Consider the following 24,402-nt stretch of genomic DNA (forward strand, 5'->3'; position numbering starts at 1 on the left):
TCCGGTAGTATTTATGGCCGTGCCACGCCGAACTGCACGGGGTGTAATGTTCGTTCTTGCGCTTCGCGGCACGTGGCAAGCGCCATGGCCAGCACGTTGCGTGTGTCGCGCGGGTCGATGACGCCATCGTCCAGCAAACGGCCTGACGTATAGAACGCGCTGGTCTGCTTTTCAAAGGTGGCAATCACTTGTTCGCGCATGGCGGCAATGGCTTGCATATCGACTTCCAGCCCTTTGCGGCGCATGCCGGCTTCCATCACGATGGCCATCGTGCCGGCCGCCTGTTCCGCTCCCATGACGGCAGTGCGCGCATTGGGCCAGCTGAAGCAAAAGTCCGGGAAAAAGCCCCGCCCCGACATGCCGTAATTGCCAGCACCGAACGACGCGCCGCAATGCACGGTCACGCGCGGCACGTTGGCATTTGCCATGGCCTGTATCATTTTCGAGCCATGCTTGATCATCCCCGCCTGTTCGTACGCTTTGCCCACCATGAAGCCGGTGGTGTTTTGCAGGTACACCAGCGGCGTGCCGGACTGGCAGCACAGCTGGATGAATTGCGTCGCCTTGGTGGCGCCAGCGGGATCGAGCGGGCCATTGTTGGCCAGGATGCCGATGCGGATGCCGCAAATGGCTGCGTGGCCCGTCACCGTGGCCGGGCCGTAGTCCGGCTTGAATTCCATGAACAATGAACCGTCGACGATGCGGCCTATGATTTCGCGCATGTCCAGCGGCACGCGTTGCCCGGCCGGGGCCAGCCCCGGCAACTGCTGCGGATCCAGTACCGGCGCGGCGTGCTGCGTACAGGCCGGCGCCACCTGGCGGTTCCAGTCCAGTGTGGCCACCACCTGGCGCGCCAGCGACAACGCGTGGGCATCATCGTCCGCCACATAGTCCGCCAGGCCGGAAACCGCCGCATGCATGTCCGCGCCGCCCAATTCCTCCTCGCTGGCGATTTCTCCTGTCGCGGCTTTCAGCAATGGCGGCCCAGCCAGGAAGGCTTTGGCTTGTCCCCGCACCATGATCACGTAGTCGGATAAACCCGGCATGTACGCGCCGCCCGCCGTGCTGGCGCCATGCACGACGCTAATGACCGGCAAGCCTGCCGCCGACAGGCGCGCCAGCCAGTAAAAACCGCTGCCGCCATGGATAAACGTTTCCACGTTATAGGCCAGCAAATTCGCACCGGCACATTCGACCAGGTGGATGAATGGCAGCTTTTGCTGCAGCGCGATTTGCTGCGCGCGCTGGAATTTTTCTATGCCCATCGGCTGTACCGCGCCGGCATCGATGCCGGCATCGTCAACCAGCACCATGGCGCGCACGCCTTCGACAAAACCTATGCCGGCAATCATGCCGCCGCCCGGCACGGAGCGTTCCAGGTCGGGGTGGTCAAGGCCATAGCCGGCCAGGGTCGACAGTTCCAGGAATGGCGCGCCCGTGTCGAGCAAATGCGCCAGCCGCTCGCGCGGCAGCAACTGGCCGCGCCGTTCGAACAGCGGGCGGGCCGCGTTGGATTTATCGCGCGTGCGCTGTTCCAGCGCCCGCAATTGCGCCAACTGCGCCAGCACGGCGTCGTGGTTGGCGCGGTAGCCGCCGGACGCCGGATCGACTGTGGTTTCCACCTTCATCACGCTTCTCCACCACCCAGCACGCGGGGCGTTGCCGCCAGATGGAAGCCATTGTATGCCTGCTGCCGGACGGGCTCCGGCATCGGCATACCGGGACGCACATTGGGGCGGCCGCCATCGACACGCATGGTGGCGCCAGTAATGAACGCGGCGGCAGGCGACAGCAGGAATACGATGGCGGCCGATACTTCCGCTTCCGTGCCAAAGCGCTGCAGCGGCAAGGTTTTCGGGAACGCGCGGATAGTGTCGCGCATGGCGGGCGGATACTGGTCCATGCCGGACGACGCGATATAGCCCGGCGCCACCGCATTGACGCGCACGCCGTATTGCGCCCATTCGAATGCGGCGGTTTCCGTAAAACTCACCATGCCGGCGCGGGCCGCGCCGGAGTGCCCCATGTTCGGCATGCTGCCCCACATGTCCGCCACGATATTGACAATGGCGCCGCCGCTGGCGGCCATGCTTTGGTTCAGGCATTCGCGCGCCATCAGGAAGCCGCCCGTCAGGTTGGTTTGCACAACCGCTTCCCAGCCTTTTTGCGAAATGTCTTTCAGTGGCGATGGGAATTGGCCGCCCGCATTATTGACAAGGCCCGCGATGGCGCCATGTTCGGCCACCAGTTGCGCAACCAGCGCCTGCACGGCCGCTTCATCGCGGATATTGCACGCGTAGGTATGGGCGCATCCGCCGGCGGCGGCAATTTCTTCCTGCACGGACGCCAGCTTGTCCGCATTGCGGCCTACCAGCGCCACCGTGGCGCCCAGCGCCGCCAGTTCGTGCGCAGTGCAGCGTCCGATACCGCTGCCGCCGCCCGTCACGATGACCAGTTGGCCGTCAAACAGGCCGGGCTTGAAGATGGAACGATACATACGGTTTACTCCAGTGGATAATCATCAGGGACCTGCACCGGCATGGCCAGCAGGATTTGCGCCATGCCCTTGCCCAGCGGATCATGGCGCAGCGATGCCATGCCGCCGCCATCGAGCGCCTGTTCGCAAACGAAATTGAACGCGTGGATGCCGGGCAGTTCATAACGCGTCACGTGGCCCTTAACCAGCGGCTGCAGCCAGCCTGCCACGGTCTGTTCCGTCAACAGCGCGCGCAATAACGGCACGTCTTGCGGACGGCGCGCGATGACGCCGATATTCGACGTGTCGCCCTTGTCGCCGCTGCGCGCATAGGCCAGTGCAATCAATGGCACGGTGCGCGGTGGCCGCAATGGCTGATGGTGCGTTTCGTGCGGGCCCTGCGGGTCTGGTATTGCCTCACTGGCCGGGACACGCTGCGTTTGAACAGGGCTATCGCATGCCGCATGCGCCGGTGCGGCAAAAGGCACATCGACTGGCTGCCCGCCGGCGTCCAGCAGCGCCACGCGGGCCGCCACCTTTTGCTTATCGATGGCAAACGCCATTTGACGCACCAGCGGCGCCACCGGTGGACGCCCCGCCGCGCCCGTGGTGCCGGGCGCCCACGACGTGGCTGCCGGCGCAATTTCACGTGCAAACAATTCCAGCGCGCGGCGCTCGCCGTGCGAGACGGCCAGCCACATCACGGCTTCAAAACCGTTGCCCTGCGCCGGCGCATACGGTTTGGCGCCGCCAACAATATCGGTATGCGTAGCCGTGTAATCAGCCATGCCGAGGCGCGAAAACATCATGCGTGTCCGCTGCAAAATCGCGTCGGCCGTGCGCTGCGCCTTGGCGGCAGCGTCAAAGCCGATCACCGTCAGCTGGCCGGCACAGCGCCAGCCATCCATGTACGTGAGGCAGACCTTGTACGTGGACGGCGGCGGCAAGCCCCGCGCGCCCCGCACTTCGACCGCGTGCTGCGCCACTTGCGTCGCCGTCACCGCCGTGAAATCGCACGTCACGTCCGGCAGCAGGTAGCGCGCCGGGTCGCCGATCTCGTACAGCAATTGCTCGGCCACAGCGACAGGCGTGACCAGCCCGCCGGTGCCGGGCGGCTTGGTGATGGTGAACACGCCGTCGCGGCGGCATTCAATGACGGGATAACCGCTGTTGGCCCAGTCAGGCACGGCTTCCCAGTCCGTATGCAAGCCGCCCACGCCCTGGCAGCCGCATTCAATCAAATGTCCGGCCAGACTGCCCGCCGCCAGCAAATCATAGCCGTCGTGCGGCCAGCCAAACGCGTGCAGCAACGGCCCCAAGGTGACAGCGCTGTCAACACAGCGGCCGGTAATCACCACTTGCGCCCCCGCATCCAGCGCAGCCTTAATGGGGAACGCGCCCAGGTAGGCATTGGCGCTGGCTGCCTGCGCGGGCAGCGCGGCGCCAACGCTTACCTGGGCGCGCAATTGCGGCAACTGCGGCAACACGTCATCGCCATCGACGACAGCGATGTTCACGGCAACGCCCAGTTCCTGCGCCAGCGCCTGCAGCGCCCGCGCACAGCCATGCGGGTTGACGCCGCCCGCATTGGCAACGACGCGGATGCCCTGCGCCAGCGCGGGCTTCAGCACGGCGCGCATGGCGACCGTGACGAAGTCTGTCGCATAGCCGGCATCGGCATCCTTGCTGTGTGCCTTGGCCAATAGGCCCATGGTGAGTTCGGCCAGGTAATCGAATACGAGAAAGTCAATGGCGCCTGACTGCACCAGCTGCACGGGTCCGGCCATGCTGTCGCCCCAGAAGCCGGACGCCCCGCCGATCCGTACCACGTCTTTGTGCATGCCAGTCCCATCCCATGGTTACGCGTTAGCAAAAATATTAAAGCAATCGCTTTATTAAATCAAACACTCACTGACTGAACATCCAAAAAGCCACAGTGGCGATGGCGGCGCCATGTAAAATGGCTTGCAAGAATGATTTCACGGGAATGCGCAATGCGACTTGCAACGCTGACGCGGCGAAGTGTGTTGCTGGCAGCGCTGGCTGTGCCAGCGTGCTGGGCAGAGCCGCCGTGGCCCGCCTCGGTCCAGCTGGGGTGTGCGGAAAACGAGCCGATGACGGACACCGCGCTGGCCATCTTGCGCGAGGCGTACCGCCGCATCGGCATCAAGGTGGTGGGCGTGCCGATGCCGCCCGAACGGGCCGCTGCGGCCATTAACGCGGGCGAATTTTTTGGCGACGTGACCCACGTGGCCGGCATCGACGCCGTGTACCCCAACCTGGTGCGCGTGCCCGTTGCGCTGATGTCGTTCGATGCGCTGGCCTTTACGTATGGCCGCGATCTGCCGCTGCGCGCATGGCCCGACCTGCAGCCTTACCGCATTTGCATCCGGCGCGGCCTCAAGTCCATAGAGAAAGCGACATCCAGTTTTCCGCAAGTGAGCATCGTCAGCCAGTCCGCCAATATCTTCAGCATGGTGAAGCTCGGCCGCTGCGATGTGGCCGTGCTGCCGGACACCGCATGGCTGGAATTGGAACGGCTCAATATCCGGGGCATGCGCACGCAAGATCCCCCGCTGCAGTCATGGCCGCTGTATCACTACGTGCATAAGGCAAATGCGGCCGTGATCCCCGCGCTGACGCAGGCGCTGCAGGACATGCAGAAAAGCGGCTACCTGGCGGACCAGCAGGCGGGGTTTAACAAGCGCCTGCAGCAAGCGCGGCGCACGTTGTCGGGCGAATAGCGGCCAGCCGGGGATACCCTAGTCTGCGGCGCTGCCGCTTTCTTCATCCGGCGCGGCAGCATGCTTGACCTTGATGCCGCGCCGCGCCAGGCTTTCGCGCAGCAGAAATTCAATCTCCGCATTGACGCTGCGAAGATCGCGCGCGGCCAGACGCTGCAGTTCATCCCACAGAGCAGGATCGATCCGCAGCGGGAAGGCTTTTTTCCCCGGGCTGGCCATGGCAAGCAGCCTTTAGTTGTACAAGGTGCCGGCGTTGATGATGGGTTGCGCTTCCTTGTCGGAACACAGCACCACCAGCAAATTGCTGACCATGGCCGCCTTGCGCTCTGCATCGAGTTCCACGATTTCGCGCTCGGCCAGGCTTTTCAGCGCAGATTCCACCATGCTGACGGCGCCGTGGACGATCTTGCTGCGGGCGCTGATGATGGCTTCGGCCTGCTGGCGGCGCAGCATCACCTGGGCAATTTCAGGCGAGTACGCAAGGTGCGTCAGCTTCGCATCCAGTACTTCCACGCCGGCCGCATCAAAGCGGGCTTGCAATTCCTCCCGCAGCGCATGGGCCACTTCATCCATGCCGGCACGCAGCGTGGTTTCGCCGGCCGCCAAATCTTCGCCTTCGTCGTACGCGTATTGCGACGCCAGGTGGCGCAGCGCGGCTTCGCCCTGCACCGGCACATAGCGCTCGAAATCATCGACATCAAACAGCGCCTGCGCCGTATCGCGCACGCGCCACACGACAGCCGCGCCGATTTCCACAGGATTGCCGCGCTTGTCGTTGACTTTCAGTGTCGGCAAGTTGAAGTTGCGCGCCCGCACCGACAGCTTGCGCTTGCGGTACAGCGGGCACGCCCAGCGCAAGCCTTCGCTGCGGTCGGTGCCGACGTATTTACCGAACAGCAGCAAGATCGCGCTTTCATTCGGCTGCAGCATGTACAGGCCGGGAACCATGAAAATGCCGCCGCCCGCCATCAGCAGGAACAGCAAGATGCCAAGGGGCCCGCCGCGCAAGGCGGCGAGACTGCCGAGGATCAGCGCGACGGCAGCAAACGCCGCAAGATAACCATTGTAGGAAGTAAAACTGTGTTCACGCCTGGGGTTTGCGGTAGACATGCTGGAGTCCTCGGTTAACATCAAATAAGCATCAAAGTGATATCACTTTAGGATCACTTCTTTATGTTGTCAAGAAACTTTGATTTCGCACAGAAAGCATGGGCTACAATCGTTATCCATCCCCTCTGGAGTGCGGCATCACCATGCTGACGATCATTCGTGCCTTTGTCGTGTTGCTGCTGGCGCTGCTGGCCCTGCACTGCCAGGCGCAGCCAGTCGAGTTCCGCGTCGCGTTTGAAGACAAGGATAGTTACGACCATACCGGCAACGGGTCGGTCGTGCCCGAACATCCGGGGGTGCTGGTGGAACTGGTGGCCATGATTCCGGCACGGGTGCCGAATTTGCGCATCACCTTCTCGCGCAAGCCATGGGCGCGCTGCCTGGCCGAGCTGGAAGTGGGTGCAGTGGACGCCATCTTTTCCAGCAGCTTCAAGCCGGAACGGCAAAAGACCGGCATGTATCCGATGGCCGATGGCAAACCCGACCGGCGCTACCGCATGGACACAAAATCCTACAGCTTGTACAAGTTGCGTGAAACGCCGCTGGAATGGGATGGAACAGCGTTCAGCCATGTGCAGCAAGGCGTCATTGCCATGCGCGGCTACGCGATCATCGATGACTTGAAGAAGTCCGGCGTCCCCGTCATGGAAGCCAACAGCCCGGACGATGCCTTCCGCATGCTGCTGGCCGGCCGCGCCGACGGCTTTGCACATTTGACTGATTTCGGCGACTTGACGCTGCGCCGCAAGCCCGAACTGGACCGCGTCGTCAAACTGCCGATGCCATTGGCGACCCGCGATTACTACCTGCAAATCAGCCACCAGTTCAATGCCCGCCACCCGGAGCTGGCGCCGAAAATATGGAAGGCGCTGGCAGAGGCGCGCCAGGCGGAAGGGGAACGCCTGGCGGCCAAGTACCTGAAGCTCTACGCCGAATGACGCCGGCCATCCCCCATCAGAACCCCTCCATCCGCGCCGTATCCGGCGTGAAGTTCGCCGCAGTCAGGCCGCCCGCGTTGATTTCGGGAGGACGCGCATTGGTCATCTTGTCCGTCATGTAGGCGCCCGATTCCAGGTCGTGGTAAATCGACGTGGTGTTGATGTAAATGCCCGCGTCATGCGCATGAAAGTAATTGACCATGCCGACCCGCCACAGCTTGCCCCGCCCATCGTAGTTATCAGCCATCACGCCATTCCACGTATCTTCATCGATATACATGACCCTCCGGCTGTACTGGTGGCGGTAGCCGCTTTTCAGCTTCGCTTCCAGCACCCACACGCGCCGCAGCTCGTAGCGCATGTAATCGGCATTGACGTGGTGCGGCGTCAGCAAGTCCGCATACTTGACGCTGGCTTGCTGGATGCGGAACGCATTGAACGGCACCACCATTTCCCGCTTGCCCGCGATGGTCCATTCATAGCGTTCCGGCGAACCATTGAACAGGCGGTCGTCATCGATGGTGCGGAAGCCGCCCGGCCCCTGCGGCATGTCGAAGCCATAGGACGGCAATTGCCGCACGCGGCGCGTACCGGGGCTGTACACGTAGCCGAGGCGGGGCTGCTTCTGGTTGTTGTAATACTCTTCGCCGACGACGATTTCTCCTTTCTGCCGCTCCGGCAACAGGGTCTTGGTTTTGAAGTACGCGTACAGCCCGTCCGTGCGGCTTTTCGCATTGGCTTTGAAGCCGGGCAGGAACACCTGGAAGTCCACTTTGCCCCATGCGATTTCCCCGTTTGGATACACGACGGCCTGGTCTTGCTGCGCGCGGTACGTGGACACGGAACCGGCCAGCAAATGGTTCCACAACAGTTCAAGCCCGCTTTTCGGAATCGGGAATGGCGGCGCGCCATTGGCCGCATGCAGTCCCGCGCCGCCGTCGGCCAGTTCCGCTTTTTCCGCATTTTCCTTCGCCGCCTTGCACAGCGGCGCCGGATAGCCAAAGTCGCGGTGCGTCGGATAGACGGGAATGCGGAACGTGGCCGGGTACTTTTGCAGCAACGCTTTCTGCCCTTCCGACAGCTTGTCCGCATACGCCTGCATATTTTTTGCCGTGATGACGTACAGCGGTTTTTCCGCCGCATACGGGTCGCCGTATTTGTCGCCGGCCCTGGCGGCATCGGCCGGCGCAGTGGTCCCGCCACTGCCCCCGCTTGTGCTCCACCGCCCGCTGAATTCCGGAATCGCGCCATCCTTGCTGCCGGCCCGCTCCGCCCCCATGCACGTCAGCTCATTGCCCAGCGACGCAATTTCCTGCGCCGTCGGCCGGCTCTGGGCCAGTGCGCCGAACGCTATGCATCCAATCCCGGCCACCACCATTGTTTTGCTACGCATCGTGTCTCCTCCAGCGTGTCGGCTGCATTATTCAAAGTACTGGCGCGCATACTCCCGGTACTGGTATATCGGCCCGTCACCGCCGCACAGCCTTGGCTTCAGCAAGTGTTTTTTATAGTCCAGCACTTTGAAGTCCTGGCTCACTTCATATGCGAAGCGCTCCAGCCATGGCTTGCCGATCATTTCATTGGCGGCCTGGCTGCCCAGGTCTTTCACGTACAGGCGCGCCTTCTGGATAAAGCGCTCATGATCGACCGGGGTGGCGGAGATGACGAAGTTCGTGGCCCAGCCCTGCCCTGCAAACAATTGGTTGATGGCCGTGACGCCCGTGAAATTCACTTCAAACGTATCGATGGGGAATTGCTCGGCTTCCGGGTCGATCGCGTAATGCACGGTCAGTCCATGGCCTTGCTGCTCCATCTTTTTCATCGTGGGCATCTTCGATGCGCCGTGCAGCTGCACGATGTGCGCCGTGTCGAACAGGTTTTCAAACAGGTCGCGGTATGGCGCCGTGCTTTCCCACGTCCGGGTTTCAAACAGGATCCATTTGTCTTTTTGCAGCGCCGTGCTGGCATAGGGTTCAAAGTCCGGGGCGCCGCCTTGCGGGTGGTGCCACATCATGACCATGCCATCGACTTCGCGGGTCGGGTGCAGCGCCAGGCCCAAGGTGCGCGATGGCGGCACTGCCGCATACGGGATACTGGTGCAGTGGCCTTCGCCGCCATCGAACGTCCATTTGTGGAATGGACACGTGATGGCGCCGTCCTTGATGCAGCCGTCGCTGGACGCCAGGTGCGCGCCCAGGTGCGGGCAATAGGCATCAGTTACCTGCGCACGGCCTGCAGCGGTGCGGTAGACGATCAGCTGCTGGTTCAGGAAACTGACCGGCAGCATCGCGCCGTCGCTGATTTCGTGGGCATCCGCCACGCAGTACCAGCCGCGCGGGAAGGGATCGTTGGCATGGGGCGAGCGGAATTTCATGGGGATGGGGGCGAGTTCAGGCATTGCTGTGTTCCTTTCGTGTAGGTGTGGTCAAGACGTTTTCAGCCACGGGACTGCACAGCGTTCGGGCCCAGCAGCTGCCCCGGATACGCTTGCGTGAATTTGCCGTTCTCAAACGTCGGCACCCCGTTCACCAGTGTCAGCCGCACTGGCGCCGCGTCGCGTGTCCAGCGCCAGCCATGTCCACCCTTCCCGTCCGGCACGTCATACACTTTCTTCATGTCGCGGTGCGCGATTTCATCGAGGTGGAATACCGTGATGTCGGCCCGCTTGCCCGCCTTGAGTTCACCCCGGTCGGCCAGCGCAAAATGCCTGGCCAGCTTGCCGGTCTGGACATGCACGGCCTGCTCCAGCGTCAGCGCCCCCGTCGCCTTGACAAAGTGCGTGAACAGCCGCATGTTTTCACCGCCGCCGCACAGCATCTGGCCATGCGCGCCCGCATCGCTGACATTGCCCACCGTGTACGGATCCTTCAGCAGGCGCACGACGGTTTCTTCATCGATGTCGAACGGCGCCAGGTGCACAGTCGATTGCAAGCCGTTTTCCAGCAGCCAGTCCGCCATCGCGTCGGACGCATGCACGCCGCGCTGCTTCGCGAAATCCGCCACTGACAGCTTGACCGGGCCCGCGCCATTTTCAGAGTTCAGCAAATGCAAATCCTGCGGCCGCGCCATCGGCGAATGGCGCCACGCTGCAACATCCCACGAATGGCGTGCGCGGGCCCGCCACGCCGGGTCGCTCAGCAGCGCGCGTTTGGCCGCCTCGGTTTCCGCCAGCACCACTTCATGCCACACATAGTCATTCGACTGCGCGAAGATCAGCGAACGGTTCACGCTCAATGTGTACGTGGGCGATACGTGCGCAAATCCCGTCCAGAAATCGCGTCCTTCTTTCTTGAAGCGCTCGTGCATGTCCAGCATCGGCGCCTGGATATCCTTTTGGAACATCAACGTTGGCACACCGGCCCACTGCACGCGCACCGGCAAGCCTTCGCACAGGCGGGCAATGCGCTCCGTTGCCTGCGGTCCCGTCTTGCGCATGAAGGTATCGACGATCACTTGCAGCGACGTGCCCGGATAGCGTGCCAGCACGGCAATCAGCGCGCGCATTTCATGGTCATCGGCCAGCAGCGATGGCACCGGACGGTCATCGCCGTCATGGTCATGCAAGTTCGACGACAAGCCCAATGCGCCCGCTTTTAACGCCTCTTCCAGCATGGCCGCCATGCGCGCGGTTTCTTCTTTGGTGGCGGCGCGGTTCCACGCATCCATGCCCAGCACGGCAAGGCGCAGCGCGATGTGGCCCACGTAGGCCGCGATGTTGGTCGATACCTGCACATTGGACGCCAGCGATTGCCTGTATTCCGGCCAGTCCGACCAGTTCCACGGCAAGTTGCCGGCGAATGGCTCCGTGGGGATATCTTCAAAGAAGGAAAAGATTTTCACCATTTCCATTTGCACTTGTTTATCTGGATGCACTGGCGCCACGGAAAAGCCGCAATTGCCCATGATGCACGTGGTGACGCCATAACCTGGCAGCGGGTCCAGGTCCGGCTGCCACCACATCGTGCCGTCGTAGTGCGTATGCGATTCGATAAAGCCCGGCGTCACGCAGCAGCCCGCGACGTCGATGATGCGCTCGCCCCGATGCGGCAAATCGCGGCCGATTTCAGCGATGGTCTCACCCTTCACCCGCACATCGGCCACATAGCCCGCGTCGCCCGTACCGTCGATGACCACGCCGCCCCGAATCAAAAAGTCCGTCATGTTGCTGTCTCCTCGTTGGTTTTGTTGCGTTTTTAATCAAGTGCCAGGCCATGGTATTTCGGGCGGTTTTTTCGTGGTAAATTTCATAAAAAGGATCACAGATTGATCCTTTTTTGTTCACAGCATGGGGAGAAAGCACGCATGGTGCGTCAGGAAAGCAACAGTCAGATGCCGTTGCTGGTCAGTTCACTGAAACGCATGCTGCGCATGCGGGGCATCGGCTACCGCGACATTGCGCAAACGCTGGGCGTCAGCGAACCGACCATTAAACGCTGGTTTGCCGGCAAAGCGCTGACGGTGGAACGGCTCGAGCGCCTTTGCGCGTGCGCGGACGTCAGCCTGATCGAACTGGTGGAATTGGCCACCCGCGATGCGGACGCCCGTTTGCGGCAATTGACCTTGGCGCAAGAACAAGGACTGGCGGAAGACCATGAACTGGCGTTCATTTTCGTCATCATCTTGCGCGGCTGGTCGCCTGCAGAGCTGTGGGCGGAACAGGGACTCGATCCCGCCACGCTGGTGCGCTTCCTCGCGCGGCTGGACAAGCTGCGCGTCATCGACCTGTTGCCCGGCAATGAAGTGCGCCTGCTGACGGTGCGCAATGTCGAGTGGCGCAAGGATGGCCCGATGCGCACGCAAATGGCGCAGTGGCTGAAGGCCCGCTCCTTTGCACGCGACAATTCCTGCGCGCCGTGGAGCGCGGAAATGGTGAAATTGTCCGATGCGTCGCTGAACCGCGTGGAAGACATGAGCCGCGAATTCATGCGCAATATCCGCCTGCTTGGTGAAGTGGACCGCGCCACGTCCGTGGACCAGAAGGCGTGGTACACGGTGCTCGTATCGGCCGACCAGATCGACATGCGGGGCTTCCACCAAAAACTCAAAGCCAAGGCATAAACTGCGCCTAGTCTGCGCGGACGATGTTTCAGCAGCACGGCGGCGACAGCATGGGCCACCCACATTCAAACACGGAGCACATCATGGATTTCAGCGGCAAGACGGTCATGATCACCGGCGCGGCCGGCAACCTGGGCCAGGCCACGGCCCGCGCCTTTTACGACGCCGGCGCGCAATTGCTGTTACTGGACCGCGACGTCACGCGCCTGCGCGCCGCGTGGCCGGAAAGCGATCCGCGCTGCCGCTGCCTGGCAGTGGATTTGCTGGACAGCGATGCCGTTGCGGCGGCCGTCGCGGCATGGAACGGCGCCATCGATGTGCTGTGCAATATCGCAGGCGGCTTCCGCATGGGCCAACCGGTGCACGCGACACCGGACGCGGACTGGGATTTCTTATTTGGCTTGAATATGCGCAGCGTGCTGCATACGGCGCGCGCTGTCGTTCCCCACATGCAGGCGGCAGGCCATGGCCGCATCGTCAGCGTGGCCACCAACGCCGGCTTGCGAGGCGCGGCCAGGATGGGCGCCTATTGCGCGTCCAAGGATGCCGTGGTGCGCATGACGGAAGCCATGTCGGCGGAATTGCGCGACGACGGCATCAACGTCAACTGCGTGCTGCCATCGGTTATCGATACACCGGAAAACCGTCGCGCCATGCCGGACGCGGATTATTCCCGCTGGGTGGCGCCGGCAGCGCTGGCTGACGTGATCTTGTTCCTCGCCTCCGACGCGGCGCGCGCCGTGCACGGGGCGGCATTGCCTGTCATCGGCCGAAGCTGATCAGGCCGTATAAAGCCGCACGGCAACGTGGCGAGGTTCGCGTTGCCATTCTTGTATGATGGCCGGCAGATGATTGTTCCCTGGCGGCCAACCCATGATGTACTCCGACGTTGCCAACTTGGTGGAACTCATCCCTTATGCGGCCTTGCTGTACTCCCGCGAGGAAACCATCCTTGCCGCGAACGGGATGTTTTGCGAGCTGACGGGTTATAGCCCGGCCGAGCTGGCGCACTTGCGCCCCAGCCAGTTGACCGTTTACGAAGACCAGCCGCGCGATGACGCTGCCTGCCGTCAATTGCTCGACGGTCCCTACATGGAACTGGCGTACGAGAAAAGTTTCATTGCTAAAAGCGGCGAAGTCATCCGCTGCGAAGTCGCGTTGAAACGCTTGATGAACGATGGCCAGGTGCAATACGTCGTGTTGGCCCGCAAAACCGGCACGGACCAGCCCAATGACCTCATCATGGACAGCCTGCACGGCGCCAGCGAACTGGTGTTGCACGCGATCGATGAAGGTTTTATTTTGCTTGACCGGGACTTCCGCATCCGCTGCATCAACGATGAAGCATTGCGTATCGATGGGCGTCCCCGCTCGGCCCTGATTGGCCGCACGCACTGGGAAGCCTGGCCGGGATCGGAAGATTTACCGCTGGCTTACGCCTACCGCCAGGCCATGCGCGAGCGGGTCAATGTCTGCGTCGAGCAGCTGTACCACCATCGCGGCGAGGACATGTGGCTGGAAGCGCGCGCATTTCCATTCGGCGACAGCCTGGCGCTGTTTTACAAGAACATCACGCAGCGCAAACTGGCGGAGCGGGCCATCCGTGAAAGCGAGACGAAATTCCGCACCATTGCCGACGCTATTCCGCAAATCGTGTGGTCGGCGCGGCCCGATGGCTTTCATGATTACTTCAACCGGCAATGGTACGACTACACCGGTATGTCCGAACACGCGAGCGAAGGCCATGCGTGGCTGGCCGTATTCCACCCGGACGACCAGTCCAGCCTGATGGCGAAGTGGCATCACAGCCTGGCTACCGGCGATCCCTACGAAGTGGAATTCCGCCTCCGTCACCACTCTGGACAATACCGCTGGACACTGGGGCGCGCGCTGCCGCTGCGCGACGCGCACTGCGGCATCGTACGCTGGATGGGCACGTCGACCGATATCCATGAGCGGGTAATGGCCCAGTCGGCGCTGAAAGATACGCAAACACGGCTGGAAGCCGCGCTGACGGCGGCGGCCATCGGCACGTGGACATGGGATATCCCGGCTGACCGCGTGCATGCGGACCGCAACCTGGCAGCCATGTTCAGCATCGCGCCGGAAGATGCGGACAACCAGCCGCTCGCGTCGTATTTGAAGGCCATACATCCGGACGACGCCGACGGGGTGCGGGAGGAAATCGAGCGTTCGGTGGCGTCGGGGGAACCCTCGCACAAGCGCTTCCGGGTATTGGGACCGGGCGGCGCGGTCCGGTTCGTGGAAGCGCGCGGCACCATCGCTACCGGCAAGGATGGCAAACCCACGACGATGTCCGGCGCCGTGCTTGATGTGACGCGCCAGCATTTGGCGGAAGAAGCGCGCCAGATCAGTGAATCGAAATTCCGCACGCTGGCGGAAAATATTCCCCAGCTGGCGTGGATGGCGGACAGCGATGGCGACATATTTTGGTACAACAACCGGTGGTTTGAATATACGGGTACCACGTTTGACGAGATGCAGGGCTGGGGCTGGATGAAGGTGCATCACCCTGAACACGTGGACCGCGTGGTGGCGCTGTACCGCAAACAAATCGTGGAAGACCAGTGCATTTGGGAAGATACCTTCCCACTGCGCGGCGCGGACGGCCAATACCGCTGGTTCCTGTCGCGCGCCATGCCGATCCGGGACAAGGAGGGCAATGTCGTACGGTGGCTGGGCACGAATACCGACATCACCTTGCAGCGCGAAGCGGAACAGGCGCTGCAGCAAGCCAACCAGCGCAAGGATGACTTTCTCGCACTGCTGGCGCACGAACTGCGCAACCCGCTGGCGCCGATCAGCACGGCCGCGCAATTGCTGAAGACTGGCGCAGCCAATCCAGCCAACATCAAGCTGTCCAGCGACATCATCGACCGCCAGGTCCGGCACATGACGGACCTCGTCAACGATGTGATGGATGTATCGCGCGTCACGCGGGGGGTGGCGGCCATCGACCAGGAAGAAGTCCCTGTGGCGCAGGTGATTAATACGGCTGTTGAGCAATCACGCCCGCTGATGGAGGCGCGCAGGCAGGCGCTGGTCGTCGATATGCGCGATGACGGTGGCAAGGTGCTGGGCGACAGTACGCGGCTGGTGCAAGTGCTGACTAATCTGCTGAACAATGCCGCGAAATATACGCAGCAGGGGGGCCGCATCACGCTGACGGTGGACGAAGACGCTAGCCAGGTCCGCATTGCGGTTTCCGACAACGGCATGGGTATCGATGCAGCCCTGCTGCCCCACGTGTTCGAATTATTCACACAAGCGGAACGCACGCCGGACCGGGCCGAAGGGGGATTGGGACTGGGCTTGGCGCTGGTGAAAAGCATCGTCGCACTGCACCATGGCCAGGTGACAGCCAGCAGCGCAGGACGCGGCACGGGCAGCACGTTTACTGTCACGCTGCCGTTGCTGTGGCAGCAAAGCCAGTCCGATACGCACGCCGCCGATACGCGGCCGCTGCATATCCTGCTGGTTGACCGCGCCGACGATGGCGACCGGGAATTGCCGGCCGCGTTGCAGGCGCAAGGCCATATGGTGGCGCTGTGCCCCGATGAAGCGTGCGCGCTGACGCAAGCCCGCGATTTGCATCCGGACGCGGTGCTGATCCGCACCGACATGCCGGGGGTGGAAGGCTACGCGCTGGCGCAGCAACTGCGTGCGCTGCACCCGGACGAACATGCGACGTACATTGCGCTGAACGGTTCAGGCCAGTCGCACGACAAAGTCATTGCGCGGGGAGCCGGGTTCGATTACCAGCTGGAACGGCCAGTGGCGCTGGCATCGCTGAAACGCGTGCTGCCGGCGGCGTTCCCCTGATCCTTGCACTATGCTGCAGCAGCCAGTCCCGGCAACGCCACCAGTTGCTGGTCAGGCTCCCACACTTGCCGGAAGAACGCGCTGCGCCTGGCCAGCCCTGCATAGCGGGCAGGATGGTGCGTACACTCCGGACACCAGTGCCCACCCATCAGCACGAGATTCGGGCTGGCGCGGAAACGGTGGCCCTGGCCGCAATCCCAGTTGCGGGGCGTATCCCAGTCGCCTTTCGCCATCTCCGTATCGGCCAGCTGTCCGCCACGGAAACCCGCCGCATCGCGCAAATCCGCCAGCGACAAGGCTTCACGCGGCTGTGCTTCATCGTAGCCATGCGACAACAGCACGGGTGTTTCCGAGGGCCGCGTCAATGCCACGCTGTCCCATCCGCCGATACGGCTGTGCGTGGCGCGCGAACCAAAGTACGCGGCGATATGTTCGTCGTCGCCATGGGCAAGCCAGTGCAGCGGCCCGCCCGGTCCCGCCGCCAAAGCACTGATGCGCTTCTTTACGGCGCCCGGGAAATAGCCGCCCAGCTTGATGTAAAACGGTACGGAGTCCGCCATCTGCTTCATGAAGTCATCCAGCGACTCGCTGCGGAATGGCACCAGCGCGTTCAGGCGGTCGGAATCGGCATACCACTGGCCGTGGAAATTGCGCAGCGCGAACCAGTCCGGATCAAACACTTTGCGGAAGTCCGGCGTGCCCGTGGCGTTGAACATCTTCGCCATGAATTCGTGGTTCACCACGCGGCAGCTGGCGCCGCCGCCCACGTTGTAAATGCGGTTCCAGAATGCATCCGGCACGGCGTCTTCGCAGACGTTGGCCAGCAGACGGCCAGAATCGCGCGCCGTTACCCATTCCAGCACGCCGTTCAGCGGGTTGTGGAACAGGATGGGATCGAAAATGCGCCACAGGTTCACGTGCGCCATGCCGGTCTGGCGCAACGATACCCAGTGCTTCAGGCCCGAATCGACCACGATGCTTTCCGCGATGGTCTTGCTGACCGCATAGTTATCGAACATGCTGATCTTGATCGGATCACCCACGCGGCCCCAGTGGATGGGCGCCATGCGGTTGCCCGTCTGTGCCACCGTACCGATGTACACCAGTTTGACGCGGTCCGGATCGGGCTGCGCCTTGATGGCTTGCACGATATTGCGGGCCGCCCCCACATTGACCTTGGTGGTCAGCGCCGGCTGGTGGTCGGCCATCGGCGACACCATGCCGCCCACGTGCAGCACAAAGTCCGCGCCATTGACGCAGGCCAGCACGTCTTCATAGCGGGTCAGGTCGCCCCACACGACGTCGACGTCGCCCCGTTTCAGGTATGGCGCAATGCGTTTGCGGTCGCCCTGTGTCGGCATCACCAGTGCCACGATCTTGTAGCGGTCGCGCCGCTGGCGGAAGAATTCCAGGGCAGCCATGCCCATATTGCCGGTGGCGCCGGTCAGGAAGACGGTTTTCTTGCTGTTCATCGATGTGCTCCGGGTGGACTGCGAAACGCGCTGAAAGCACAGTAACACCGCCCTGCCCGTCCCAACATCATACAAACAGACTAGGCGCCGCTAGCTGTGCCCATATCCCACCGTATGCACGGGCGCCTGAGCCACGGGATGCGGCTGCATGGCGGCAAACGGCGCCGCGCCATCGTCAAACACGGTGCGGTTGCGGCCCTGTTCCTTGGCGCGGTACAGCGCGGCATCGGCAGCCTTGACCAGGCGGTCCGGCGCATCGCCCGCAGTCGGGGTGATGATGGCCACGCCGATACTGACTGTCACGTAGCCGAATTCCGACAATTGATGGGGCATCGCCAAAGAATGTAGTGCATTGCTGATTTTTGCAGCCAGTTGCCGCGCATGCTGTTCATCGCAGTTGGGAGCAATGAATGCAAATTCTTCACCACCATAGCGTGCGCCCAGGTCACCCGCGCGCCGCATGCATCCGGCCAGCACCAGCGCCACGCGGCGCAGGCATTCGTCGCCCGCCTGGTGCCCGTAGTGGTCGTTGAATTTCTTGAACCAGTCGACATCGAGCATGGCCAGCGCCAGCGGCGTACGCAGGCGCGCCGCCCGGCTCCACTCGGATGCCAGCGCTTCATCGAAGCGGCGCCGGTTGGCAATCCCCGTCAAGCCATCCGTCGCGCTCAACTCGGCCAGCTTGCGGTTCAACACTTCCAGCTCGCACGTGTGCATATCCGCTTCCCGCACGCGGCGCGACAATTCCAGCCCCATGTCGTTAAAGCTCAGCGCCACGTAGCGCAATTCATCCTTGCTGGCCAACAGGATCGGCGTGACAAAATCGCCCCGCGCCATGCGTGCGGCGCCTTCGCGCAGCGATTTAATGGACGACATCACGGCCAGGCACGCGCCGCTCGCCAGGTACAGGAACAGCAGCAGGAAGGCGGGCCCCGCCAGCACGGCGCTGTGGAAAAACTGCTGCTCCAGGTGATGGATACGTGCTGCCAGCAATTCATTCAGCAGCGGCAGCAATACATCGCGGGTCTGGTCGAATCCCCGGTCGATTGCCGCCGTGGTCTTGTCGATGTAATGCACGGGATCGGCCGCATACCGCCCACCAAAGATTTCTTCATCCACTTCCGCCAGCACTTCTTTCAGCGCTTCGCGGAATTGTTTGGAAAAACGGGCGATACGGTCCGCCACCTGGGGATTTGCTGCTTCCGCCTTGCGCAGCACGGCTTCCAGTTCATCGAGGCGGGCATGCAGCACCGCCACTTCACCGATGAAATGCCGGTGCCCTTCCGCCGTGATGTTCTTTGCCGCCAGCACTTCCGCGCCATGTGCGCGGATCCGCCCCACCATGTCCAGCGCCTTGGGCAGCTTGTCCGTGGCGGCCAGCATCAGGTAATAGCTGTTGGCGTCCGGATCCAGCACGAGAAAACTCGTATCGCCGACTTTTTCTATGATGGCCAGCAATCCATCCGACAGCGCCGACTGGGCGTCGCGCCGCGTGGCGGCGCCTGCCTGCAGCGTGCGCCAGTGCTCTTGCAGATTCGCCCAGTGGGTCACGATATCGAGCCGCCGGCCCTGTTCCGCCACGACCCGGCTGACATCCGTCATCGCTCGCTGCACTTCGTCGGCTTTATCGCGCCGCCGGGGTTCCAACTGGCGCGCGCCGCCCGCCACGGCTGACAGCAAACCCTGATGCTGTTGCACGGCCTGCAACAGTGTCAATAGCGGAATATCCGCTGCCAGGCCGGCCTGCTCTTGCCGCGCAATATATTCAGCGCGCTGCAGGTTAGCCGTCAGCGTGTAAAACAGGTAGGCAATCGCGATCCCGCCCAGCAGGCCGATCGCGGCAAACTTGTATGGGTAACGCAAGCGGTGCATCAAGTGCACCGCGGGCGTAAGCAGCATGCGCAGGAAGTTCATGGCCAGCCCAGTTTTTACAAGCGTATCGGGGGATTGTACGCCCGTTATTGCTGAGGTGACTGATAATCACTTTACTGCTGAAGCAATTGGGTTTAAAGACGCTTGGCAGCACGGGACATTAGAGATATTTGCTCTTTATGCAATCATGCTAAGATTTTAACTCCACTGAACTTTATGCCTCAACATTGTAGCGGCGGGATCAGACCTTACCACTGGTCTGGCGAGGCGGACCTATCGGGGTGAACTCTTGCTAATCGAGACAGATCAGTCGCACATCTGGCGCGAATTGGACCGGATTGAACAACGGCTCAGCAGGGGCGTAGACTTCGCTGCCAACCAGCTTTACGACTCCATGGGGCGGCCTGCCGCGCAGGCGTTCACTAATTTTGGCAATCACTTTGCTGCAGGGCTCGCGAGGGTTGATAGGGTACGGCAAGCACCCCCTGTACTAAAGTGGTGCCGTGGTGACTGGCGCTGCCTTGGGTGGAGCAATCGGCTCCGCTGCCTTGGGCGTTGGCGCTGCACCGGGTGCAGTGATTGGCACCGCAGCCGGCGCCCAGGTCGGGACTTGGGTGATGGCGCTGATGGGGCTGAAAGAGCTGGCGGATGGCCTCGCCGAAATGCTACCCGCCGCGCTGGATCAATCCGAACGCGGCTTCCGCGAAGCGTGGGGTGCGGCCCCTGAGGACCGGCGCGACGCATGGAAAAGCCCCGCTTCCGGTAACACCTATACTGCCGCATGGCATTTGTCGCTGGGTCATGCCATCATGATGGCGGCCATCCTGACTGCGCTGGTGGCTTATCTCGCGCGGGGCCGAGGCAACAAAGCCGTGCTGATGCAAGAGATTCGGAAGAGCCTAAATTAGGACAGAAATTCGCGGACTGGCTGGTCGAAAATGAGGGAAAGCCGCTGGGTCACCCGCAATTGAAAGCACGCCCAACCACCCCGGTTGGCCAACCAATAGGTGCGTCTCTTCCGGCCAACGGGCGCAATATGTCTTCCACGAAGAGCAGCTCTAGAGTTGGTGTTAGCGGGGAAAACAAAGCTGGGGCGTCAAAGCTGTCTTTTGACTCGTCATTGAATAAGGTTGATCGTTCATTTTCCGTAAAAGCTGCTGAGATTCTTGCGGAAAATCCAGTAGGATCGGCCTCTTATGCGCGACCGAAGAAGCCGCTTCTACTATTGTGCATGAGGCCACACACCAAAATGGTTTTTATAGAGGAATTGCTCAGAATACGCAATTCACTAAGTATCAGGCGTTTAGGAACGAATCGTTGTTTATGACCGGAACACGACCTTCACTGGCTGAGAGAGTAAATATTTGGAATGATGTAAAGTCGCTTTATCCGGATTTACCAGGAGGCCAAATTCCATTTGGAGGTAAAAAATGAGACCAATAAATGCCAATCAATTATCTACTGCAAGTGCCATAGAACTTATTCAAAAAGGGCAACAATTATAATGTCCGGTTTGTGAGGCAGTAATTAAGACTTTCCCTGAAAAATGGCAATCAGGAATGCCGCTCCGGGGGATCGAGTGCCCTAATGATCAAAAACACTATATGATTCACTGTGAAGACGAAAATGCCATGAAGGAATGCGAGCACGGATGAAGGCACGATTAAAAAATACATAAGATGACGTATGCAAATCAATGACCTCGTTGCGATTATGCCTGCACCGAAGAAGCCATTTGAAGCAAGTCCATGCAAACCTGTTCCGCTGGACCACCATCCCCAGGCCAAGCTTGAATTCATGCCTACCCTGGCAAAAATCACGACCACCATTTCCACGTTGAGTTAAGCGTATGAATCGGCTTTTCAGGTACATGCCGGCCTTGCTGCTCGTTGGGCTTTCGCTTGCCTACGCCGGCGAAACACGCGACTGGTGGCAGTACTGGCCTTATGCGAAGGAGGCCGAAAAGTGCAGCAGCGACAAGGGTTATCGCAAGCGGAATAAGGGAGAGGTTTCCTGCATCCATGACCGTGACGGGTACAGGTGCTTTTTCGGGTTTGATCTTCGGACTGGCAACAGCATCTCGGGCGCGACTTGCTGAAGTGGCGTATCCCTTGTCCCGGTACCTCTCTAGCCGGTAATTCGTCCAATTGCATACTGTTGGTACAGGCGGTGAGAAAAAGCGCGTTCGGTCAGCACGATCTGGGAGCGGGCGAAAGAAATGTCCCCATTGGTCAAGCAAGAAAGACACTGCCTGCCCTGTCTCGTTATCCTCATGGATGAATGGTCTAGCCCAGTCTATTCTGGGCCATCAGGATCCAATCTGGTCGATAAACCACAGGGGTAAAACGAAGATGGTCTACAAATGCAGGGTGAACGTCTAGTTTGATCCAGATCCAAAGGGCGAAAATCTAAAACGAACCATATTTTATTTCGTCGGTCCAACCTTTAGACACTTTTCGATAGGGAGTGAATCATGGGATATGAACCGATGCGGCCAATAAGCTTGCCTCTTGGGGAGCTTCTAGACCTTGAACTCCACCTGATGAACGTACGCCCTGGCGTCAAGCTGGAGACCTTCATTACTGAGCTGTTACAGCGCTGGCTGGCAATAGATAAAGAGCGGCTCGCGCTGCGCACGAATGGGCCGGCAATACGCGGATTTCAATGGAAGAATATCTTCCTGCCGGAAGGAACCAATCTGCGGACCAGCCATCGCGGCAACGTTGAATTTGCCAAAGTGATAGGCGACCATATCATTTCCGACGATGGCACATCGTTAACGCCATCATTGTTCGCCAACCGTCACGCCGGAGGACGCAATGCATGGCGTTTTGTTTGGCTGCGTTTTCCCGGCAATGATTATTGGATCCGCGCTTCGGACTGCAGAACACGCTTTAAAGATCAGCGGCAACAGCGGTCGGCCAGCAAAATTGAAACTCCTTAACTACCCGTCGAGAAGAGTCTAAACAGTGATCCGGCGAAACTAAATATGGCCCGTTTTAGCCAGAGACCCCGCGAAACTGGATCGTATTAGATTTTCACCCAGGACTTGTAGACGATTCTCGACTTGCCGCTGTCGTTTTTAGACTGAGCTCGACTCTGACGGTCCGAAATCGACTGCACTAGACCGTAGCTGAATTGGGGATGCTGGTACGGTGCGCTGGCCCGTGAGTTTGACGGCATTTGCTGTTGCTTCATACTCATGCCGTCAACAATACCGTCACCATTTCATTGGATCAGCCGGTTTATTTAGCCGACACCGACAGCATCCGCTCCACATACCGCGCAATTATGTTGAATGGCGTCACAACCCGCATGGTTACGTCATCTGAGCATGATGCTTTGCCAAATACCGTCGAAAATACCGTCAAATTTGATGCCATGACTCAATATCTGAGCATGGCTAACACGGATGAGTTTGCGCGCATTCTATCTGTCTAGATTTCCTTGAGCGTAGAGTGACTTTCCCTCCACCATACTGAAGAGGTATTGTCATGGCAATCGACGTGTATCTGCAAATCGATGGCATCAAGGGCGAATCGGCCGACTCCCGGCATCAGGGTTGGATAGAGTGTACAACGGTGCAGCTCGGCGTCAAGCAACCCAAGAGCGCAACTTCTTCGACCGCTGGCGGACATACCGCCGAACGCTGCGAGCATAAGAGCATCGCCGTCAGCAAGCTTGCCGACCTGTCTTCGCCCATCCTGATGCAGACTTGTTCCGCCGGGCGCACCATCCCAAAGGCCAAGCTTGAATTCATGCGCGCAGATGGCGACGGCGATCCGGTGAAGTATTACGAGATCGAGCTGGAAAACGTGTTGATCGGCAGCGTAGACCAGGTCGTTCACCCCGGCGTTGGTTTGCAAGAGTCGCTCACGCTGAAATTCGGCAAGGTGCGGTGGAAGTACACGCAGCAGAAGATCGGCGGCGGCTTGGGTGGCAATACGGCAGGTGGCTGGGACCTGTCCACTAACCGGATCGTATGACGGAGCCGACCATGGGAAAGCAATCGCAGCTTCAGTCCGTCGACTCGCGCCGTTATTCATGCTGCCGCAAGCTCCCGAAGAAGCGGGCTATTACGTGCATGGCACCCCGCCCAATGGCGGAGGACAATATGCACACCCGGCGATGATGACCATGATCCTGTTCGTGGAACGGGAATGGGCGGCCATCGATAGCCGCAAATTCGGAGTCGGCAATATCAGCCAAGCGAACGGCCCGGCATACGAAAAACATGAATCGCACAAGAATGGCCTGCAAGTCGATATTCGTCCAATCCGGAAGGATGGGCGCCACGAAGCAGTGTACTGGTATCAGGTCGACGACTACGATCAGGCCGCGACGGGAAAGCTGATCGCCCTCTTTCATGCCTACCCCGGCGTGCGGAAGATTCTTTACAACGACCAGCATGCCTCCCCATTCGTGACCCCGTACAAAAATCACGACCATCGTTTCCACGTTGAGTTAAGCGTATGAACCAACTCTTCAGGCTTGCCCTGGCCATGCTGCTCGTCGCGCTTTCGTTCGCCTATGCTGGCGAAACACGCGACTGGTGGCAGTACCGGCCCTTCAAGGGCAGTTACCTCGTTTATTCAGGCTCCCTGGGCGAAGAACAGCCTCCCACACAAAAAGACCGTAAAGTGTCGTTCAACGTCTCAGGGCCGATTGCCAAGGAAATGTTTGATTCCATGTATCCCGATGTGAAGGAGGCGGAAAAGTGCAGCAGCGATAAGGGTTACCGGGAGCGGAACAAGGGGGAAGTGTCATGCATCCATGACAGCGACGGGTACAGGTGCTTTTTCGGGTTTGATCTGCGGACTGGTAAAAGCATCACGGGCGCGACCTGCTGAAGTGCCGTGGACGGGGAATCTTGCCATGAGTATCCCACC

The 24,402-nt window shown here is 60.7% G+C and carries 22 protein-coding genes; 12 read left to right on the forward strand and 10 right to left on the reverse strand.

What is annotated here, in order from left to right:
• Positions 1 to 11 precede the first annotated feature (11 nt).
• From GM668_RS19930 to GM668_RS19940, 3 genes are read right to left on the reverse strand one after another with little or no spacing between them, the layout of a single operon-like run.
• Positions 12 to 1,631 (reverse strand): acyl-CoA carboxylase subunit beta, encoded by a 1,620-nt coding sequence (locus GM668_RS19930; protein ID WP_170305725.1) that lies wholly within the window; start codon positions 1,629 to 1,631, stop codon positions 12 to 14.
• Positions 1,628 to 2,497, reverse strand: a complete 870-nt coding sequence (locus tag GM668_RS19935; protein WP_155440714.1) for an SDR family oxidoreductase — start codon at positions 2,495 to 2,497, stop codon at positions 1,628 to 1,630. Before GM668_RS19935 ends, GM668_RS19930 begins: the two co-directional genes overlap by 4 nt.
• A gap of 5 nt (positions 2,498 to 2,502) precedes the next feature.
• Positions 2,503 to 4,317, reverse strand: coding sequence for an acyclic terpene utilization AtuA family protein (locus GM668_RS19940; protein WP_155440715.1), 1,815 nt, complete (start codon positions 4,315 to 4,317; stop codon positions 2,503 to 2,505).
• Between the two features lie 153 nt (positions 4,318 to 4,470).
• Here GM668_RS19940 and GM668_RS19945 point away from each other — a divergent pair, with 153 nt between their 5' ends.
• The gene (locus GM668_RS19945) at positions 4,471 to 5,220 is read left to right on the forward strand and encodes a substrate-binding periplasmic protein (RefSeq protein ID WP_155440716.1); all 750 of its coding nucleotides are present in this window, start codon (positions 4,471 to 4,473) and stop codon (positions 5,218 to 5,220) included.
• Between the two features lie 18 nt (positions 5,221 to 5,238).
• Here GM668_RS19945 and GM668_RS19950 read toward each other — a convergent pair whose 3' ends face one another.
• Positions 5,239 to 5,439, reverse strand: a complete 201-nt coding sequence (locus GM668_RS19950) for a type II toxin-antitoxin system antitoxin (RefSeq protein WP_155440717.1) — start codon at positions 5,437 to 5,439, stop codon at positions 5,239 to 5,241.
• A gap of 12 nt (positions 5,440 to 5,451) precedes the next feature.
• Positions 5,452 to 6,330: an SPFH domain-containing protein gene (locus GM668_RS19955; RefSeq protein WP_155440718.1), complete on the reverse strand. Its 879-nt coding sequence runs from the start codon at positions 6,328 to 6,330 to the stop codon at positions 5,452 to 5,454.
• Positions 6,331 to 6,473: 143 nt separating this feature from the next.
• Between GM668_RS19955 and GM668_RS19960 the strand changes: the two genes are divergently transcribed.
• Positions 6,474 to 7,268, forward strand: a complete 795-nt coding sequence (locus GM668_RS19960) for a substrate-binding periplasmic protein (RefSeq protein WP_170305726.1) — start codon at positions 6,474 to 6,476, stop codon at positions 7,266 to 7,268.
• Between the two features lie 16 nt (positions 7,269 to 7,284).
• Here GM668_RS19960 and GM668_RS19965 read toward each other — a convergent pair whose 3' ends face one another.
• From GM668_RS19965 to GM668_RS19975, 3 genes are read right to left on the reverse strand one after another with little or no spacing between them, the layout of a single operon-like run.
• Entirely contained in the window at positions 7,285 to 8,661 is a 1,377-nt protein-coding gene (locus tag GM668_RS19965; RefSeq protein WP_155440720.1) for a DUF1329 domain-containing protein, read from the reverse strand.
• Between the two features lie 27 nt (positions 8,662 to 8,688).
• The gene (locus GM668_RS19970; RefSeq protein ID WP_155440721.1) at positions 8,689 to 9,666 is read right to left on the reverse strand and encodes a Rieske 2Fe-2S domain-containing protein; all 978 of its coding nucleotides are present in this window, start codon (positions 9,664 to 9,666) and stop codon (positions 8,689 to 8,691) included.
• 38 nt (positions 9,667 to 9,704) lie between these two features.
• A complete protein-coding gene (locus tag GM668_RS19975) occupies positions 9,705 to 11,429 on the reverse strand; it encodes an N-acyl-D-amino-acid deacylase family protein (RefSeq protein WP_155440722.1) in 1,725 nt (574 codons plus the stop codon).
• Positions 11,430 to 11,570: 141 nt separating this feature from the next.
• Here GM668_RS19975 and GM668_RS19980 point away from each other — a divergent pair, with 141 nt between their 5' ends.
• From GM668_RS19980 to GM668_RS19990, 3 genes are all read left to right on the forward strand, one after another.
• Complete coding sequence (locus GM668_RS19980) at positions 11,571 to 12,326, forward strand: helix-turn-helix domain-containing protein (protein ID WP_155440723.1); 756 nt, start codon at positions 11,571 to 11,573, stop codon at positions 12,324 to 12,326.
• 83 nt (positions 12,327 to 12,409) lie between these two features.
• Positions 12,410 to 13,105, forward strand: coding sequence for an SDR family NAD(P)-dependent oxidoreductase (locus tag GM668_RS19985; protein ID WP_155440834.1), 696 nt, complete (start codon positions 12,410 to 12,412; stop codon positions 13,103 to 13,105).
• 94 nt (positions 13,106 to 13,199) lie between these two features.
• Complete coding sequence (locus GM668_RS19990; RefSeq protein ID WP_155440724.1) at positions 13,200 to 16,169, forward strand: PAS domain S-box protein; 2,970 nt, start codon at positions 13,200 to 13,202, stop codon at positions 16,167 to 16,169.
• Between the two features lie 8 nt (positions 16,170 to 16,177).
• Here the strand turns inward: GM668_RS19990 and GM668_RS19995 are convergent, their stop codons facing one another.
• Positions 16,178 to 17,641, reverse strand: a complete 1,464-nt coding sequence (locus GM668_RS19995; RefSeq protein ID WP_155440725.1) for an NAD-dependent epimerase/dehydratase family protein — start codon at positions 17,639 to 17,641, stop codon at positions 16,178 to 16,180.
• Positions 17,642 to 17,731: 90 nt separating this feature from the next.
• A complete protein-coding gene (locus tag GM668_RS31240) occupies positions 17,732 to 19,555 on the reverse strand; it encodes a diguanylate cyclase domain-containing protein (protein ID WP_229499596.1) in 1,824 nt (607 codons plus the stop codon).
• Positions 19,556 to 20,019: 464 nt separating this feature from the next.
• On the opposite strand from GM668_RS31240, the gene GM668_RS20005 reads away from it, so the two are divergent.
• The 7 genes from GM668_RS20005 (at position 20,020) to GM668_RS20035 (ending at position 24,363) form a co-directional block, all read left to right on the forward strand.
• The gene (locus GM668_RS20005; RefSeq protein ID WP_371868739.1) at positions 20,020 to 20,421 is read left to right on the forward strand and encodes a DUF6861 domain-containing protein; all 402 of its coding nucleotides are present in this window, start codon (positions 20,020 to 20,022) and stop codon (positions 20,419 to 20,421) included.
• A gap of 778 nt (positions 20,422 to 21,199) precedes the next feature.
• On the forward strand, positions 21,200 to 21,358 hold the full coding sequence (locus tag GM668_RS20010; protein WP_155440727.1) for a hypothetical protein: 159 nt from the start codon (positions 21,200 to 21,202) through the stop codon (positions 21,356 to 21,358).
• Between the two features lie 628 nt (positions 21,359 to 21,986).
• Entirely contained in the window at positions 21,987 to 22,457 is a 471-nt protein-coding gene (locus GM668_RS20015; protein WP_155440728.1) for a hypothetical protein, read from the forward strand.
• Positions 22,458 to 22,702: 245 nt separating this feature from the next.
• Positions 22,703 to 22,954: a hypothetical protein gene (locus tag GM668_RS20020; protein ID WP_155440729.1), complete on the forward strand. Its 252-nt coding sequence runs from the start codon at positions 22,703 to 22,705 to the stop codon at positions 22,952 to 22,954.
• Positions 22,955 to 23,007: 53 nt separating this feature from the next.
• On the forward strand, positions 23,008 to 23,499 hold the full coding sequence (locus GM668_RS20025; RefSeq protein ID WP_155440730.1) for an Hcp family type VI secretion system effector: 492 nt from the start codon (positions 23,008 to 23,010) through the stop codon (positions 23,497 to 23,499).
• Positions 23,500 to 23,557: 58 nt separating this feature from the next.
• Positions 23,558 to 23,989 carry a penicillin-insensitive murein endopeptidase gene (locus GM668_RS20030; RefSeq protein ID WP_155440731.1) on the forward strand — a complete coding sequence of 144 codons (432 nt, stop codon included), beginning with the start codon at positions 23,558 to 23,560 and terminating at the stop codon, positions 23,987 to 23,989.
• On the forward strand, positions 23,986 to 24,363 hold the full coding sequence (locus GM668_RS20035; RefSeq protein WP_155440732.1) for a hypothetical protein: 378 nt from the start codon (positions 23,986 to 23,988) through the stop codon (positions 24,361 to 24,363). Before GM668_RS20030 ends, GM668_RS20035 begins: the two co-directional genes overlap by 4 nt.
• Positions 24,364 to 24,402: the final 39 nt, after the last annotated feature.

The sequence above is a fragment of the Pseudoduganella ginsengisoli genome, from assembly GCF_009720865.1.
Classification (GTDB): domain Bacteria; phylum Pseudomonadota; class Gammaproteobacteria; order Burkholderiales; family Burkholderiaceae_D; genus Rugamonas; species Rugamonas ginsengisoli.